This is a genomic window from Streptomyces sp. NPDC001568, assembly GCF_042893755.1.
Classification (GTDB): domain Bacteria; phylum Actinomycetota; class Actinomycetes; order Streptomycetales; family Streptomycetaceae; genus Streptomyces.
Map to the genome: position 1 here is coordinate 214444 of NZ_JBIAVF010000009.1, position 16832 is coordinate 231275.

The following is a 16832-nucleotide window of genomic DNA, read 5'->3' on the forward strand; positions in this document are numbered from 1 at the left end:
GGCTCACCCCGCACCCCGCGCCCCGACTAGTGTTTTCCCGTACACGCGGGTGGGGGGAGAACACAGCTGATGAGTCGTCGGTCCAGCGGGTTGATCGGGGTGTGGGCCGAGGCCCAACGGCAGCAGCAGCGGGCGCAGCTGATCCAACAGCGCGAGGCGGAGCGCCGGCAGCGGGCGTACGAACGGGACGTGGCCCGGGGCCGGCGGGAGCAGCAGGCCGCCTACAAGCAGCACCGCGAGGCCGATGCCCGTCGCCGGACGGAAGAGCTCGACGCCGAGGTGGCGGCCCTGCAGGGGATGTTGGCCACGGGTTGCCGGGCGCCCGCCTTCCGGATGGCCGCCCTGGTCCGTTCCGAACAGGTGGAGCCGTTCAATCCGGGCACGCTGGCCCAGCCGTTGCCCATGCCGCAGCTCCAGCAGTTCCAGCAGCAGAGCGGCGGTTGGGGGCTCGGCGCGGGCCGTCGCGCCCAGGCGGAGCGCGAGGCCCACGACCGCTACACCCAGGCCTGGCAGGCCGCGCACGCCGCGGACCAGCAGCGCCTGCGGCAGCTGGCGGCGTACCGGGAGCAGTACGAACAATGGGCGGCCGGGCAACTCGCCGACGTACGGCGTCACAACGGCGGCCTCACCGAACTGGCCGGTGCGCTGCGCGCCGGTGACGCCGAGGCCGCCGTCGAGTACTTCTCGGCGGCCCTGTACGCCTCCACCGCCTGGCCCGAGGACCTGCCCCGCCAGGTCTCGGCGGCCTACGACCCGGCGGCCCGGCAGTTGGTGCTGGACTGGGAGCTGCCGGGCTTCGCGGTGGTGCCCGAGGCGAAGTCGGTGCGGTACGTGCCGAGTACCGACCAGGACAAGGAGACGGCCCGGCCGGCCACGCAGCGCCGGGCGGTGTACCGGGACCTGCTGGCCCAGTGCGTGCTGCTGGTGCTGCGCGAGCTGTACGCGGCGGACGAGTTCGGCGCGTTGGACTCGGTGGTGGTGAACGGGTTCGTGGACGACCACGATCCGGTGACGGGACGCGAGGCGCAGATCGTACTGGCCACCGTGCTGGCCTCGCGCACGGCCTTCTCCGGGCTGCGCCTGGAGCAGGTGAGCGCGGTGGACTGCCTGGTGGACGGGTTGCGGGGGCAGTTGTCGGCGCGGCCGGACCAGCTGACGGCGGTGCGGGCGGGTCGTGGGCCGGGCGAGGTCGGCAGCGGGGTCGTCCGCCACGGCGGCCACGGGGACGGCGTCGAGGAGGAGCCCGACCTGTTCTCGATGGACCCGATCGCCTTCGAGAACCTGGTCGCGGAACTGTTCCGGGCGATGGGCATGGAGGCGGTGACCACGCAGCGGTCGGGCGACGGCGGCGTGGACGTCGAGGCGCTGGACCCGGCGCCGATCCGGGGCGGGCGGATCGTCGTCCAGGTCAAGCGGTACCGCAACACCGTCCCGCCGACGGCCGTGCGGGACCTGTACGGCACGGTGCAGGACGCGGGGGCGAACAAGGGGGTGCTGGTCACCACCTCGTCCTTCGGACCGGGGTCGTACACCTTCGCCAACGGAAAGCCGCTGGAGTTGGTTCCCGGGGTGGAGCTGGTGGACCTGTTGCACCGGTACGGGCTGCGCGGCCGGCTGGGCGACGGTTCCTCCACCGCCCCGACCGCGGCGGCTTCCCGGAGCGTGCCCGCCCAGCGGTCGACCGAGCCCGAGGCCCTCGCGCCGGACCGCAACGTGCTGGGCATGTCCTGGTCCGGGTCGGTCGCGCTGGACGTGTGCGCGCTGGTCTGCGAGGGCGGCCGGGTGCTGAGCGAGGACCACTTCGTGTTCTTCAACAATCCGCGGACCCCGGACGGCGCGGTCCGCTCGCGCCCGCATCCGGACCCCGACAAGGCCGCCGTGGAGGTCGGCTTCGACGACCTCCCGCAGCGTGCGGACCGTCTCGTCCTGGTCGCCGCGATCGACCCGGAGGTCGATCCGGACGCCGACCTCGCCGGGTTCACCGACGCCCGGATCCGGCTGCTCGGTGCGGCCGGCGAGGAGATCGACCGGCTGGAGGTCTCCGACGGGCGGGCCGGGGAAACCGCCCTGGTGCTGGGCTCCTTCCGGCGGCGGGCGAACGGCGACTGGAAGTTCGTCATCGGCGGGAAGGGCTACCGGGGCGGCCTGGAGGACCTGTTGCGCGAGTACGGCGTCGACGTGGCCTGAGCCGTTTCCGGCGGCAGGGCCCGGTCCGCACCCGCGTCGGACGCCGCCGGGTCCACCGGATCCCCCGGATCCACGGCCTCCCCCGGTTCCGCCGCCTCCCCCGGATCCACGGCCTCCCCCGGTTCCGCCGCCTCCCCCGGATCCACGGCCTCCCCCTGATCCACCGGTTCGTTCCGGGGGACGTAGCGCAGCACGCCCCACATGCTCTCCGGGCGGGCGTCCTGCGGGGCCTCCTCGAGGCAGGCCTCCAGCCGGCGCAGCAGGGCCGGCCCGTCGGTGCCGGAGCCGATCAGGACCAGTTGCGTCCGGCGGGGCTCGCCCTTCGGCCAGGGGCCGGGCTCGAACCTCAGGAAGCGGCCCACCGCCTGGACCTCGTAGCGCTCCTCGTGGCCGGGGACGCCGAACCGGACGAAGCCCTTGATCCGGTAGAGCCCGGCGGGGCGGAGGTCGAGGAAGTCCATGAGGCGGCGGGGCGAGAGGGGCTGGTCGGAGGTGAACTCGACGCTCTCGTAGGCGGCGTGCGCGTGGGCCGAGTGGTCGTGACCGTCGTCGTCCGCCTCGGCCAGCAGGTCCTCGAAGGAGAGCTGGCCGCGGGTCTCCGTCCAGGGGCGGCGGTCGAAGAGCAGTTCCGGGTCGATCCGACCGTGGTCGGTGGCGATCACGGCGGTGCCCGGGGCCCGGAGCGCGTCGAGTTCCGTTTCGATCCGGGTCCGTTCGGCGGCGTCCACCCGGTCGGTCTTGTTGAGGACGATCAGGTCGGCGACGGCGAGGTGGCGGTCGGTCTCCGGATGCTTCTCGCGGGTCGCGTCGAACTCCGCCGCGTCCACGACGTGCACCATGCCGCCGTAGCGGACGGCCGGATTCTCGTTGGCCATCAGCATTCGGACCATCTCCTGCGGCTCGGCGAGTCCGCTGGCCTCGATGACGATCACGTCGATCCGGTGCGCGGGCGCGGTGAGCTTGTCCAGGTAGGCGTCGAGTTCGCTGCCGTCGACCGCGCAGCACAGGCAGCCGCCGCCGAGGGAGACCATCGAGTCGCCGACCTGGCCGGCCACGGACATGGCGTCGACCTCGATCGATCCGAAGTCGTTGACGACGACCCCGATCCGGGTCCCTCCCCGATTGCCGAGGAGGTGGTTGAGCACGGTGGTCTTGCCGGATCCGAGGAATCCGGCGAGGACGACGACGGGGACGGTCCGCTCGGGCTGCCTGCTGTTCACCCGGCCGATGGTAACCAGGACCGGTCAGTCGAGGAGCGGCACGGGCCGGGGAGGGGTGGGGCCGGTGTAGCGGGCTGCGGGACGGATGATCTTCGAGTCGGCGGCCTGTTCGAGGACGTTCGCGCTCCAACCGACGACGCGCGCGGCGCAGAAGGTCGGGGTGAACATCTCGCGGGGCAGCCCGCACAGCTCCATGACGATCCCCGCGTAGAACTCCACGTTGGTGTGCAGCGCGCGGCCGGGCTTGAGCTCGGCGAGGATCTCCTCCACCTGCCGTTCGACCTCGACGGAGAAGTCCACGAGCGGCCCGCCGAACTGCTGGGCGATCTCCCGCAGCATCCGGGAGCGCGGGTCCTCGGTGCGGTAGACGGGGTGCCCGAAGCCCATGATCCGGTCCCCGGCGAGGACCCGTTCCCGGATCCAGGGCCCGATGCGTTCGACGGTGCCGATGGCGTCGAGGGTGTCCAGGGCGCGGCTCGGGGCGCCGCCGTGCAGCGGTCCGGACAGCGCTCCGATGGCTCCGGTCAGGCAGGCGGCGACGTCGGCCCCGGTGGAGGCGATCACGCGGGCGGTGAAGGTGGAGGCGTTGAAGCCGTGGTCGACGGTGGAGATGAGGTACCGCTCGACGGCGCGGGTGCGGACGGGGTCCGGCTCCTGCCCGGTCAGCATCCAGAGGTAGTTGGCCGCGTACGGGAGGTCGTCGCGCGGATCCACCGGTTCCAGGCCCTGGCCGAGTCGGTGCAGGGCGGTGAGCAGGGTGGGCACGGCGGCGCAGGCGGCGAGGGCGTCGGCGGCGCGGTGGTCGGCGTCGAGGTCGAAGACGGGCCGGAAGCCGGCGCAGGCACCGAGCAGCGAGAGCGCGGTGCGCAGTCCGGCGAGCGGCCCCGATGCGGCGGTGGCACGGGCGAGGCCGGGCAGGGCGTCGCGGACGGCGGCGGGCAGTCGGCGCAGCGGGGCGACGCGGGCGGTGAAGGCGGCGCGTTCGGCGGCGTCCACGGGCAGCGTGCCGTGGAACATCAGGTGCCACACGTCCTCGAAGGTGCGGCCTGCGGCGAGCTCGACGGCCGAGTACTCGCGGTAGTGGTAGAAGCCCTCCTGGCCGCGGACGTCGCCGAGTCGGGTTTCGGTGACGACGACTCCGGCGAGGCCACGGGGTACTGCGACGGTGGTGTTCATGGATCGACCATCCATGCTTGAATCAATCCTTGTCAATGTTGATTGAATCAATATATGTAGGCTGTGTGTCATGAGCGATCAGCCCGCCGCCGACAGCACGCGCCGCCTCACCACCCAGGAGGCCGCCCTCGCCCTCGGCGTGAAGCCGGCGACCGTCTACGCGTACGTCAGCCGCGGCCAGCTCACCAGCCGTCGCGACCCCGTCGGGCGCGGCAGCACCTTCGACGCGGGTGAGGTGGAGGCCTTGGCCCGGCGCAGCCGGCGCGAGGCGGCGGCTCCGGCCGGGGAGCTCTCCGTACGCACCTCGCTCACCCTGATCGAGGACGACCGGTACTGGTTCCGGGGCGTGGACGCCGTCGAGCTGGCCTCCCGGTATCCGTACGAGGAGGTCGCCGAGTGGCTCTGGACGGGCGAACCGCGGCCCGGCGCCTCCTTCGCCGCTCCCCCGGAGGCGCTGGCCGCGGCTCGCCGGGCGGTGGCCGCGCTCCCCGAGCACAGCGGCCCCGTCGACCGGCTCCGGGTGGCGGTGGCGGCCGCCGCGGTGACGGACCCGCTGCGCTTCGACCTGTCCGAGGAGGCCGTACTGGGCTCCGCGCGCTCCCTCGTCCCGACACTGGCCGGCGCCCTGCCCGAGCGGGGCCCGGCCGCCGGGGACGGGGCCCCGGTCGCCCGGGAGCTCTGGTCCCGGCTCACCGCGGCGGACCCCGAACCGCGTGCGCTGGAGGTGCTGGACCTGGCCCTCGGGCTGCTGACCGATCACGATCTGGCCGCCTCCACGCTGGCCGTACGGGTGGCGGCGTCGGCCCGGGCCCATCCGTACGCGGCGGTCTCGGCGGGACTCGGCGCCCTGGAGGGGCCGCTGCACGGCGCCGCCGGACGGCTGGCCCACCGGATGCTGGTGGAGGTGCTGGAGCGGGGCGGCGCGGCGCCGGTGGTGGCGGAGTACCTGCGGGCGGGACGCCCGGTGCCCGGGCTCGGCCACCGGTTGTACCGCGGCGAGGACCCGCGGGCCGGGGCGCTGTTCGGGCGGTTGGGGGACCTGCCGCAGGCGGCTCCGGCGCTCGGTGCGGCGCGTGACGTGGCGGCGGTGATGGCCCGGCACGGACTGCACGCCAACGTGGACCTGGCGCTGGCGGTGCTGACGGTGTCCTGCGGGATGCGCGCCGAGGCCGGGGAGACGGTGTTCGCGGTGGCGCGGACGGCGGGTTGGATCGCGCACGCCCTGGAGGAGTACCAGGAGCGGCCGCTGCGGATGCGACCGAGCGGGCAGTACCAGGGGCCCCGCCCGCCGCAGCCGCTGCCGTGACGGGCGGGTCCCCGCCGGGGGTCGGCTGCGGCGTCAGGTCCGCAGCCAGACCCCCGTGTCCGGCGGGAGCAGCCCCTCCGCGTCGAGGGCGGCGCTGCCCAGCAGGAGGCTCGTACGGGCCGGGAGGGTCACCGGGTCGCCGGAGAGGTTGACCACGCAGAGCAGGCCGTCGGGGCGGGCGAAGGCCAGTACCCCGGGCGGGGCGGGCAGCCAGCGCAGGCCGCCACCACCGAACCCGGCCGCGTCCCGGCGCAGCCGCAGGGCGGTGCGGTAGAGGGTGAGCATCGAGTCCGGGTCGCCGTCCTGCCGGTCCGCGGCGTACGTCGCCCAGTGCGCGGGCTGGGGCAGCCACGGATCGTGCCAGGGCTCGGCGCTCCAGGGCAGCGGCACCCGGCAGCCGTCGCGGCCGGGGTCGGTGCCGCCGGAGCGGAAGTGCATGGGGTCCTGGATCCGGTCGAGCGGGACGTCGGCCTCGGGCAGGCCCAGTTCCTCGCCCTGGTACAGGTACACGGAGCCGGGCAGGGCGAGGGTCAGCAGGGCGGCGGCACGCGCCCGCCGGGTGCCCAGCACCGGGTCGGACGGGATGCCGAACGCCTTCGTGGCGAAGTCGAAGCCCGTGTCGGCGCGGCCGTAGCGGGTCACGGTCCGGGTGACGTCGTGGTTGCACAGCACCCAGGTGGCCGGGGCCCCGACCGGGGCGTGTTCGGCGAGGGTCTCCTCGATGGAGGTGCGCAGCCGCTCGGCGTCCCACGGACAGCTGAGGAAGGAGAAGTTGAAGGCGGTGTGCAGTTCGTCGGGGCGCAGGTAGCGGGCGAAGCGCTCGGAGTCGGGGAGCCAGACCTCGCCGACGAAGACGGCTCCGTACGCGTCGGCGATCTCCCGCCAGGAGCGGTAGATCGCGTGGAGGTCGTCGCGGTCGATGAAGGGGTGGGGCTCCCCGGTCCAGGGGCCGGCCGGCCGGCCCGCCAGGTCGGGCAGGGTCGGATCCTTCGCCAGCAGGGCCGCGGAGTCGATCCGTACGCCGGCGACCCCCCGCTCGAACCAGAAGCGCAGCACCTCCTCGTGTTCCCGTCGCACCTCGGGGTGGTCCCAGTTGAGGTCGGGCTGCTGCGCGGTGAACAGGTGCAGGTACCACTCCCCGTCCGGTACGCGGGTCCAGGTGGCGGCGCCGTTGAACTGCGAGGGCCAGTCCCCCGGCGGCAGTTCGCCGTGCTCGCCGCGGCCGGGGCGGAAGTGGAAGAGCTCCCGCTCGGGGCTGCCGGGGCCGGCGTCGAGGGCGGCGCGGAACCAGGCGTGCCGGTCGGACACGTGGTTCGGGACGATGTCGATGATCGTACGGATGCCCAGCGCGCGGGCTTCGGCGATGAGCTTCTCGGCTTCGGCGAGGGTGCCGAAGGCGGGGTCGATGGTGCGGTAGTCGGCGACGTCGTAGCCGCCGTCGGCGAGCGGGGACAGGTACCAGGGGGTGAACCACAGGGCGTCCACCCCCAGTTCGGCGAGGTACGGCAGGCGGGCCCGGACGCCCGCGAGGTCACCGGTGCCGTCCCCGTCGCCGTCGGCGAAGCTGCGTACGTACACCTGGTAGATGGCCGCTGAGCGCCACCAGTCGGCGTCGCTGTCGGGCAGGGGAAGGTCGGCCACGTCAGGGTCCTTTCACGGCGGGTGCGGTCGGCCGGGCGGCTCGGCGGAGGTCCCGGAACGGTCGGTCAGCCCTTGAGGGAGCCGGCCGTCAGGCCGCTCATGATGTTGCGCTGGAAGATCAGGAAGATGACGAGGGTCGGCGCGCAGGCCATCGCGAGCGCGGCGATCAGGTGGTTCTCGGGAACGCCGCTGGCCAGCGAGTAGATGCCGACGTTCAGCGTTTGCAGGGCGGGATCGGGGAGGGTGAGCATCGGCCAGAGGAAGTCCTTCCAGACGCCGACGATCGCGAAGATCGAGACGACGCCGAGAACGGGCCGGGACATCGGCAGGACCACCGAGCGCAGGATGCGCAGCGCGCTCGCGCCGTCGATCGCGGCGGCGTCGAGGATCTCCTTCGGGATGGAGTCGAAGAACCGCTTCAGCAGGAAGATGGAGAAGGCGTTGGTGACGGCCGGCAGCCAGATCACCCAGGGCGTGTTGAGCAGGTTCCGCTCGATGATCGGCATGTCCAGGACCGTCAGGTACTGGGGGACGACCAGGACGGTGGCCGGGATCATCAGGGTGGCGAGCATCATGCCGAGGACGACCTTGCCGAAGACCGGGCGCAGCCTGGACAGCGAATAGGCGGCGGCCACGTCGAGGACGAGCTGGAAGACGAGCGCGCCGAAGGCGTAGTAGAGGGTGTTGAACAGCAGTTTCGCGAGGTCCATGACCTTCCAGGCGGCCGTGTAGTTCGCGGTGTGCAGGGAGTCCGGGACCAGGGTCGGCGGGACCCGGGCGAACTCCTCGGTGCTCTTGAGGCCGTTCGCGACCATCCAGTAGAGGGGGCCGAGGAAGACGAGGGTGAAGCCGGCGACGACCAGCGCGAGGACGGTCCAGTAGAGGATCCTGCCCCGCGTGCGGCCGAGCCGGACGGGCGATATCAGGGTGCGCTCTGCCACGGGAAGGGCTCCTTGTCGGCGCTCGCGGTCGGCGATCGGGTCTCGGTCCGGCTCAGGGCTCAGGGCCCACGGCCCACGGCCGGTTCTCGGGCCGGTTCCCGGTCAGCTCTCGTTGTCGCGGCTGAGGCGGACGTACAGGGCGGAGAAGCCGGCGAGGAGGACGAGCAGGCACAGGCCCATGGCCGCGGCGCCGCCGTACTGGTTGAAGTTGAAGGCGTACTGGTAGATGAGGACGACGACGGTGGTGGTGGAGCCCTCGGGGCCGGCGCCACCGGTCAGCAGGAACGGTTCGACGAACACCTGCATCGTCGCGATCACCTGCATCAGCAGCATCAGCGAGAGGATCAGCTTGGTCTGCGGGACCGTGACGTGCCAGATCTTGCGCAACAGGCCCGCCCCGTCGAGCTCCGCCGCTTCGTACAGTTCGCCGGGGATGCCCTGGAGGGCGGCCAGGTAGATCAGGGTCGCACCGCCCATGTTCATCCACGTGGAGGCGATGACGACGGACAGCATCGCCGTGTCGGTGGACTGCAGCCAGTCCTGCGGGGGCAGGTGCAGGAACTCCAGCGCCCGGTTGAACAGGCCGTACCCGGGGTCGTAGAAGTACTTGAACAGCAGGACCGAGGCCACCGGCGGCATCATCACCGGCAGGTAGACCAGCAGGCGCAGGTAACCGCGGGCGTGCCGCAGTTCGTTGAGCACGAGCGCGATCACGAAGGGGACCGCGAAGCCGAGGACCAGGGCCAGGCCGGTGAAGAGCAGGGTGTTGCGCCAGGCCTGCCAGAAGCTCGGGTCCCCGAAGACGTACGCGAAGTTGTCCCAGCCGACCCAGCGGGTGGTTCCGCCTTCCGTCTTCTGGAAGGCCAGCAGGAACTCCCGGACCATCGGGTACCAGGAGAAGAAGGCGAAGCACAGGACGGCGCCGATCAGGAAGCCGTGGGCCGTGAGGTTCCGCTTGAGTGCCCGGTGGAACTCCGGGCGGGGGGCTCTGGGAAGGGTGGGGACCGGCATCGCCGCTCGCTCCTTGCTGGTCGTCGCTTCCAGGTACGAGGGGGCCGGGTGGGAGTACGGGGGTGGGACCGGGGCCCGGGAGGGCGGGTGGGACCGGGGCCGGCGACCGCGCCGCTGCCCGGCCCACCCGCGGGCCCTTACTGGTTCCCCAGTACCTGGTTGACGGCCTTCTCGGCCTCGCCGAGGAGCTGCGCGGGGTCGGCGTCCTTGTTGGTGAGGACGCCGGACATCACCTTGTCGAGCACCTTGTAGACCTCCTGGGCCTTCGGCGGCTCGGTCTTGCCGGAAACGGGGTTGTCCAGGAAGCTCTTGAAGTTCGCGATCGGCATGGTGGCGCTCGCCGCCTTCAGCCGGTCGTCCTCGGCCCTGCTCGCGCCGGTGAAGAAAGCGGGTTGCGGGAGGCCGACGGGCAGGCCGTCCGCCTTGCTGCGGTCGTACCGGAACTGGCCCTTGCCGACGGCGAGGGTCTTGAAGTTCAGCCAGGCCACGGCCGCCTTGATCTTGTCGGGTGAGCTGCCCTTCTTGATCACGTACCCGTTTCCGCCGGCCAGGGTGGACGCGCCGCCCGGGATCGGGCCCATGCCGAAGTTCTCGTACTTCGCCCCCAACTGCTGGACCATGTACGTGATGTCGTCGGGCGCGGCGAGGAACATGCCGAGCTTGTCCGAGGCCATCTGCTTCTGCAGGTCGCCCCACTTGAGCAACTGGGTCCGGCCCATGCTGTCGTCGTCCCAGCGCATGGCGCGGAGGTTGTCGACGATCTGCCTGCCGGTGGCGTTGTTGAAGGCGGCCTTGCCGTCGGCGCCGACGATGTCGCCGCCCAGTCCGTACATGGTGGCCGTGTAGTGCCAGCCGCCGGTGTTCTCCACGCTGTACTCACCGAAGCCCGCGGTGCCGTTGCCGAGCGCGGCGATCTTCTTCGCCGCGGCCCGGACCTCTTCCCAGGTACGGGGCGGGGAATCGGGGTCGAGGCCCGCGTCCCGGAACAGCTTGCGGTTGATCAGCAGGCCCATCGTGTAGTTGCTGGTGGGCAGGCCGTACAGCTTGCCGTCCTTCCTGAGGACGTCCAGCACGTTCTTGTCGATGTCACCGAGGGCGGGCACCGAGGCGGGGGTCACGTACGCGGAGACGTCCTCGGCCCCGTCGTTGTCCAACACCTGCTGGAGATCGGTGAAGTACGTGTAGAAGACGTCCGGCTGGGACTTGGCCTTGAGCATCGCCGTGAAGCGCGGGGGCTCGAGGCACTGCCCGGGGGTGGAACGGCCGTCGATCGTGACGTTCGGGTAGGTCTTGTTGAACTCCGCCACGTCCTCCTTCCACTCCTTCAACTCCGCCGCCTTGGCCGCCGGCGGCATGCAGTCGATGGAGAGGGTGACCTTGGTCTTCGGGTCGAGCGGGGCGGAGGCGTCGGCGGAACCGCCGCTCGGCTGCTCCTTCGGGTCGTCACCGCTGCTGCTCGTACCGCAGGCCGCGAGGGCGGTCACGGCGAGCGCGGAGACGAGGGCGGCCGCGACGTTGCGGCGGACGTTGGTTCTCATCGGTGGTCCCCTTCGAGCTTCGGGCAGGAGGCGTGGGGGCGAGCGCGGCACACTCAACCACCACCGACAGATGAACGCAATATCTCGCGCAGACTCCGCAAGAGATTGGCAGAAGACTGCCGGGCGGGGAACGCAAAAAGGGCTCCGGAACGTCGACTGACGTTCCGGAGCCCGGAGCCCCGCACCCGTGGGGCAGGCCGGTACCAGCTACCCGCGCGGCGCCTTGGCCGTGGAGCCGCGGACCACCAGCTCCGGCTCGAAGAGCAGTTCCCCCGGCTGCACGGCGGCGCCCTGGATCTGCGCGGTGAGCAGCTCGACCGCGGCCCGACCCATGGCTTCGATGGGCTGGCGGACGGTGGTCAGCGGGGGTTCGGTGCAGTTCATGAACGCGGAGTCGTCGTACCCCACCACGGAGACCTGGCCGGGGACGTCCAGACCCCGGCGCCGGGCCGCCCGTACGGCCCCCAGGGCCAGCGGGTCGCTCGCGCAGATGATGCCGGTGACCCCGCGGTCCAGCAGGCGGGAGGTGGCCGCGTGACCGCCCTCCAGGGAGAACAGGGTCCGCTCCACGTGCGCGGCGGGCAGCTCGGAGCCGGCCGCCGCGGCGACGGCCTGGGCCGCGACCAGCTTGCGCAGGGAGGGGATGTGGTCGGGCGGGCCCAGCACCAGGCCGATCCGCTCGTGCCCCAGGGAGGCCAGGTGGCGCCAGGCCTGCTCGACCGCGACGGCGTCGTCGCAGGCCACGCACGGGAACCCGAGGTCCTCTATGGAGGCGTTGATCAGCACGACCGGAACCTTGCGTTCCGACAGCAGCCTGTAGTGCTCGTGCGGGGCGTCGGCCTGCGCGAAGAGCCCTCCGGCGAAGACCACCCCGGAGACCTGCTGCTGGAGCAGGAGTTCCACGTAGTCGGCCTCGGAGACCCCGCCGGTGGTCTGCGTGCACAACACGGGGGTGAGCCCCTGTTGGGCGAGGGCGCCGCCGATGACCTCGGCGAAGGCCGGGAAGATCGGGTTCTGGAGCTCCGGCAGCACGAGGCCGACCAGTCTCGCGCGTTCACCGCGCAACTGGGTGGGGCGCTCGTACCCCAGCACGTCCAGTGCGGTGAGCACGGATTGGCGGGTCGCCTCCGAGACGCCCGGCTTGCCGTTGAGCACCCGGCTGACCGTTGCCTCGCTGACTCCCACCTTCTTCGCCACTTGAGCAAGTCGTCGCGTCATGAACGCAAGAGTAGCGCAAGCGATGCAAATTCCTTGCAGTTCGATTACAGCCAGTTTGACGGGGGTTCGGTCCGCCCCCGGGAAGACCGCCGGACGGCCGCGGGACCCGGAAAGGGCCGGACGCCGCCCGGGAATTCCCCGAGCGGCGTCCGCCCCGTGCATGCCCGGCCGCGCGGCTACGGCAGCCGATCGATCCGGAACGTCGAGGTCGTGTTCCGTATGTCCACGGCGTTGTCGCCGGTCCTCAGGTTGTGGAGGGTGACCGAGCCGACCGCCGGACCCTGGCCCGCCTCGGGCATCTCGTTCGCCCAGAGCCCGAAGCCGGACTTGGCGTCGAAGGCGTCACCGCTCTTCCTCGCCCCGGTGATGGTGATGTCCCTCAGGACGGTGTCCTTGATCGGGTTGACCGGTTGGCCGCCGACGTACTGCGTCTGGAACATGATGCCGCTGTACGTCGGATCGATGATGTCGACGTTGTTGATCCGGATGCCCTGGAACACCTTCGAGGCGGAGAAGAGCCAGATCCCGGGGAAGGTCTGGCCGCCCCAGAAGTGGCCGCCGGACCGGACGACCGAGATGTTCTCGAAGGTCGTCGGTTCCGTCCCGAACCCGTTCATCGGGTATCCGAAGTCCAGCGAGCTGATGGTGATGCCCGAGTAGACGAGGGTGTCGGCGATGTGGATGTTGCGGAAGGTGTTGTTGAAGCCTCCGTAGACGGCCACCCCGGCGGCTCTCCAGGTCAGGATCGTGGTCAGGTTCTCGTAGACGTTGTTCTTCATGTCCGCGCCGCCCGCGTCGATCGCGGAGAACAGCGCGAAGCTGTCGTCGCCCGTGGCACGCGCCTCGTTGTTGGTCACGAGGTTGTCGGTGCTTCCGTTGGTCATGTTGATGCCGTCGGCGAACATGTCACGGATCCGCGAGTTCTTGATGGTGATCCGGTCGGTGTTGGCGCCCCAGTACAGGCACACCATGTGCTCGTTCCAGATGTTGTCGATGGTGATGTCGGAGACGCCCGCGAAGTCGAAGACCTTGCCCGGGCCGTCGATGCGCGAGGTGTAGTTGCCGAAGTAGGCGAAGCCGGAGAAGGAGGATCCCTTCGCGGTGCCGTCGGCCCGCCAGCCGATGTCGGTGTTGTCCTGCTCCGACGGGGCGTGGAAGCGGGTGAACCACGGTCCGGCGCCGACCACCTGCACGGCCTTGCCGTACACCTGGAACTTGCTCGCCGTCCGGTAGTCGCCCGGCGGCAGGTAGACGCCGACCAGCTTGCCCGTGGGGTCCATCCGGACCTTGTCCAGGGCGTTCTGCACGTCCTGGTGGCCGAAGCCGGCCGGTACCGCGTAGGTCTGCGGGTCCGGGTTCGTGGCGGCGGTCGCCTGCTCCAGGCTGACGAAGTCGATCGCATAGGTGGAGGTGTTGGCGGCGTCCTTCTGGAGCCGGATCCGACTGCCCTTGGGAACGGTCTCACCGAGGAGGATGTTCGCCTCGTCGTAGATGTGGCGCGGCGCCCCGGCACTCGGCGCATTGCCCGGCGAGGCCTCGGCCCCGTACAACCAGGCGTACTTGGAGGTCAGCGGCAGCGCCTTCTTGAAGGCCCCGTCGACGTAGACGTTGATGGTGGAGTCGATGCCTCCGCCGCCCGGGGCGTCGGGGATGGAGAAGCGGGTGACCAGGGTGTTCGTGGTGGCTCGGGTGGTGAACTCGACGTACTCGCCGGTCGCGTCGAGGTTGACCGCCCGGCGGCCCGAGGCCTCGCCCGCGATGTCACCGATGGTCCGGTTGGGACCGACCACCGTGGCCCCGCCACCCGTGACGGCGTCCTCCGCCTCGTACATGTCGAAGGGCATGTTCGCGCCCCGACCGACGAAGAACGACCTGGTGGAGGTGTTGTTGGTGCGCTTGACGGGCAGTTCGGCCGCGTCGTCCGCGAGGACCACCCTGACCGTGTACCTGCCGTTCGCGGCCGGCCAGCTGCCGAGCGCGATCGGGGCCGTGGCCGCGCCGGCGGCGAGGGCGCCGTCGAAGGATCCCGTCAGGGTGCGGACGGTGGCGCCGGCCGCGTCCTGGAGGGTGAGCGTGACCGCGTGCGGGCCGGGGGCCGTGGCGATCGTGCCCTGGTTGCGGACCGTGACGGCGAAGGTGACCGGCTTGCCCTCGGACGGGGCGGACGGCGACCAACTCACCTCGGAGGCGACCAGGTCGGAGCTGTCGACGCCGCGGACCACCAGCGGGGATCCGGTGAACGCGTTGTTGCTGTCGTTCTGCTCCACCACGGTGTTCGCCTCGTCAACGACCGCGCCGAGCTGGTACGTCCCGGCGTCGCGCGCGCCGATCCCGGCGCTGACGGTGGCGCTCGCCCCGGCGGCCAGCGCGGGTACGGCGGCCGTGCCCGCCTTCGTACCGCCGAGCGTGAAGGTCACGGCGGTGGCGGGGGCCGGGGCCGGACCGCTGTTCTTGACGGTGGCGAAGAGCGTGATCGGGTCCGACTCCACGGGGGCGATCGGAGCGGCGCTCAGCCCCGTGACCTCCAGGTCCGGGTTGGGCGCCGGCGCCCCGATGACCTGGAACTCGGCGATCTGCCCGTTGGAGGAGCCCGTGTTGGAGGTGAAGCGCAGCTGGACGTCGGCGACGCGCGCGCTCAGCGGGATGGTGACGGTGTTGCCGGACGCGGGGTCGAAGGCGTAGTCCTTCGCGGCGACCAGCCCGGTGACGGCGGAGGCGCTCTGCTCCCGGCCGAGGACCTGGATGTTCTGGGTGCGGGCACCCCAGCCGCTGTCCGGGTTCAGTTTGAGGACGAGGCGCTGCAGATCCGCGTTCGCGCCCAGCTTGACCGTCAGCGTGCTCGGGTACGCCCCGGCGGCGCCCTCCCAGTAGGTGGCCGTGTTGTTGTCGGTGGCGTTCTCCGCCACGAAGGTGTGGATCACGGAGGAGCCGGTCACCGGCTTGCCGACGGCCAGGTTGGAGCCGCCGCCCCCGGTGCCGTTGCGGGTCACGGAGTTGCTGTCGCCGGAGCGGTTGCCCGCCGCGTCCTTGGCCCGGACGACGTAGGTCACGGTGGCGGTGGCCGGCTGGGTGTCGGTGTGGGCGGTGACGTTGCCGGCGACCGTCGTGCGCAGCACGTTGTTCGCGTAGACCTCGTAACCCGTGACCCCCACGTTGTCGGTGGAGGCCTGCCAGGACAGTCCGATCCGGTCGGCGGCCGGTTCGGTCAGGGTCAGGGCGCCCGGGGCGGTCGGGGCCTGGGTGTCGCCGGTGTCGGCGGCCCGGGTCACGGTGTTGCTGTTGGGCGACTGGTTGCCGGCCGCGTCCCGCGCGCGGACGTGGTAGCTGATCGCGGCGCCGGTGGGTTGCGTGTCGGTGTAGGTGGTGACGTCCCCGGCGACGCTCGTGCCCAGTTGGTTGTTGGCGTAGACGTCGTAGCCGGTGACGCCGGTGTCGTCGCTCGCCGCCTTCCACGTGAGCGCGATCCGGCCGGTGGCCGGCTCGGTGTAAGCGAGTTCGGTGGGGGCCGTCGGCGCGGTGGTGTCACCGGTGCGCGGTCCGTAGACCTCCAGCTCGGAGAGTTGGCCACCGGGTTGCTCGGTGTTGGCGGAGATCCAGACGCGCAGGTACCGGGTGGTGGCCGCGTCGAAGGCGATGGTCACGGAGTTGCCGCCGGCGGCGTTGAACAGGTAGCCCTTCGAGGCGGTCAGGTCCGTGTGATCGGCGCCGTTGACGCTGCCCTGGATCTTCAGGGTCTGGGTGCGGGCGCCCCAGGTTCCGGGCAACCGCAGCACCACCCGGTCGACGCGCACGGAGGCGCCGAGGTCCACCTGGAGCCACTGGGGCAGGGCGCCGTTCGCGCTCTCCCAGTAGCTGGCGGTGTTCCCGTCGTTGGCGTTGGCCGGCAGGTAGGTCTGGGTGCTGCTGCTCGCGGTCAGGGTCCTGCCGCGCGCCAGATCGAGCGATGACTCGTCCGGGGTGCGCACCTCCAGCTCGGAGAGTTGCGCGGCCTGCCAGCCGGTGTTCGCGGTGATGGCGATGCGTACGTACCGGCTCTGGGTGGCGGGGAAGGTGATGGTGACGGTGTTCCCGTTGCCCGGGCCGAAGACGTACGCGGCCGACGCGACCAGGGTGCTGAAGGCGGCGCCGTCGCCGCTGCCCTGGACGGCCAGGGTCTGCGTGCGGCTCTCCCAGGACGCCGGCAGCTTCAGCACCACCTGGTCGACGCGGGTGGTGGCGCCGAGATCGGTCTGCACCCACTGCGGAAAGGTTCCGCCCGCGCTCTCCCAGTAGGTGGCGGGGTCGCCGTCCGTGGCCTGGGCGGCGCCGTGGACGCCGTTGCTGCTGCTCGCCGCGGCGGGCCGGCCCGCCGCGATGCCCGGACCGCCCGCGGCCGCGGCGGTCAGGGCGGGCCAGCCCATGATCAACAGGGCCGTACTGAGGACGGCGGCCAGCGCCCGCCACCTCCAGGTGTGCCTTCTCATAGGTCCTCGTCCCTCGACATGAACTTCCGGAAGCAGGTGAGACAGGAATTTGCGTGTTGCCGTGCGAGAATTGCAGAGCCCTGCTCAACCGTCCACACTTCTGACCGCACTTCCGTGCCTGCATCACTTGC

10 protein-coding genes are annotated in these 16832 nt (G+C 71.5%); 2 read left to right on the forward strand and 8 right to left on the reverse strand.

From position 1 onward, the window contains the following. The first annotated feature begins 69 nt into the window (after positions 1-69). The gene (locus ACFY0I_RS18700) at positions 70-2187 is read left to right on the forward strand and encodes a restriction endonuclease (RefSeq protein WP_388896662.1); all 2118 of its coding nucleotides are present in this window, start codon (positions 70-72) and stop codon (positions 2185-2187) included. Here ACFY0I_RS18700 and ACFY0I_RS18705 read toward each other — a convergent pair. Beyond that, positions 2133-3407 carry a GTP-binding protein gene (locus ACFY0I_RS18705; RefSeq protein ID WP_388896665.1) on the reverse strand — a complete coding sequence of 425 codons (1275 nt, stop codon included), beginning with the start codon at positions 3405-3407 and terminating at the stop codon, positions 2133-2135. The two genes, ACFY0I_RS18700 and ACFY0I_RS18705, sit on opposite strands and share 55 nt — an antisense overlap. Before the next feature lie 24 nt (positions 3408-3431). Further along, positions 3432-4583 (reverse strand): citrate synthase, encoded by a 1152-nt coding sequence (locus tag ACFY0I_RS18710; protein ID WP_388896667.1) that lies wholly within the window; start codon positions 4581-4583, stop codon positions 3432-3434. A gap of 70 nt (positions 4584-4653) precedes the next feature. Here ACFY0I_RS18710 and ACFY0I_RS18715 point away from each other — a divergent pair, with 70 nt between their 5' ends. Beyond that, positions 4654-5889 carry a citrate synthase gene (locus ACFY0I_RS18715; RefSeq protein ID WP_388896669.1) on the forward strand — a complete coding sequence of 412 codons (1236 nt, stop codon included), beginning with the start codon at positions 4654-4656 and terminating at the stop codon, positions 5887-5889. A gap of 33 nt (positions 5890-5922) precedes the next feature. Here ACFY0I_RS18715 and ACFY0I_RS18720 read toward each other — a convergent pair whose 3' ends face one another. From ACFY0I_RS18720 to ACFY0I_RS18745, 6 genes are all read right to left on the reverse strand, one after another. After that, positions 5923-7530, reverse strand: a complete 1608-nt coding sequence (locus tag ACFY0I_RS18720) for a glycoside hydrolase family 13 protein (RefSeq protein WP_388896672.1) — start codon at positions 7528-7530, stop codon at positions 5923-5925. A 65-nt stretch (positions 7531-7595) separates the two neighbouring features. Continuing rightward, positions 7596-8471, reverse strand: a complete 876-nt coding sequence (locus tag ACFY0I_RS18725; RefSeq protein ID WP_388896675.1) for a carbohydrate ABC transporter permease — start codon at positions 8469-8471, stop codon at positions 7596-7598. Positions 8472-8573: 102 nt separating this feature from the next. Beyond that, positions 8574-9482, reverse strand: a complete 909-nt coding sequence (locus ACFY0I_RS18730) for a carbohydrate ABC transporter permease (RefSeq protein ID WP_388896676.1) — start codon at positions 9480-9482, stop codon at positions 8574-8576. 137 nt (positions 9483-9619) lie between these two features. Continuing rightward, positions 9620-11020, reverse strand: a complete 1401-nt coding sequence (locus ACFY0I_RS18735; RefSeq protein ID WP_388896679.1) for an ABC transporter substrate-binding protein — start codon at positions 11018-11020, stop codon at positions 9620-9622. 207 nt (positions 11021-11227) lie between these two features. After that, on the reverse strand, positions 11228-12238 hold the full coding sequence (locus ACFY0I_RS18740; protein WP_388896681.1) for a LacI family DNA-binding transcriptional regulator: 1011 nt from the start codon (positions 12236-12238) through the stop codon (positions 11228-11230). A gap of 176 nt (positions 12239-12414) precedes the next feature. Further along, positions 12415-16701, reverse strand: a complete 4287-nt coding sequence (locus tag ACFY0I_RS18745; RefSeq protein ID WP_388896684.1) for a discoidin domain-containing protein — start codon at positions 16699-16701, stop codon at positions 12415-12417. Between the last annotated feature and the right edge of the window lie 131 nt (positions 16702-16832).

What these genes read in the sequence shown, in the direction of transcription:
- ACFY0I_RS18700 (WP_388896662.1), top strand. Translation starts at nt 70, where the DNA reads ATGAGTCGTCGGTCCAGCGGGTTGATCGGGGTGTGGGCCGAGGCCCAA.
- ACFY0I_RS18710 (WP_388896667.1), bottom strand. Translation starts at nt 4,583, where the DNA reads ATGAACACCACCGTCGCAGTACCCCGTGGCCTCGCCGGAGTCGTCGTC.
- ACFY0I_RS18715 (WP_388896669.1), top strand. Translation starts at nt 4,654, where the DNA reads ATGAGCGATCAGCCCGCCGCCGACAGCACGCGCCGCCTCACCACCCAG.
- ACFY0I_RS18730 (WP_388896676.1), bottom strand. Translation starts at nt 9,482, where the DNA reads ATGCCGGTCCCCACCCTTCCCAGAGCCCCCCGCCCGGAGTTCCACCGG.
- ACFY0I_RS18735 (WP_388896679.1), bottom strand. Translation starts at nt 11,020, where the DNA reads ATGAGAACCAACGTCCGCCGCAACGTCGCGGCCGCCCTCGTCTCCGCG.
- ACFY0I_RS18740 (WP_388896681.1), bottom strand. Translation starts at nt 12,238, where the DNA reads ATGACGCGACGACTTGCTCAAGTGGCGAAGAAGGTGGGAGTCAGCGAG.
- ACFY0I_RS18745 (WP_388896684.1), bottom strand. Translation starts at nt 16,701, where the DNA reads ATGAGAAGGCACACCTGGAGGTGGCGGGCGCTGGCCGCCGTCCTCAGT.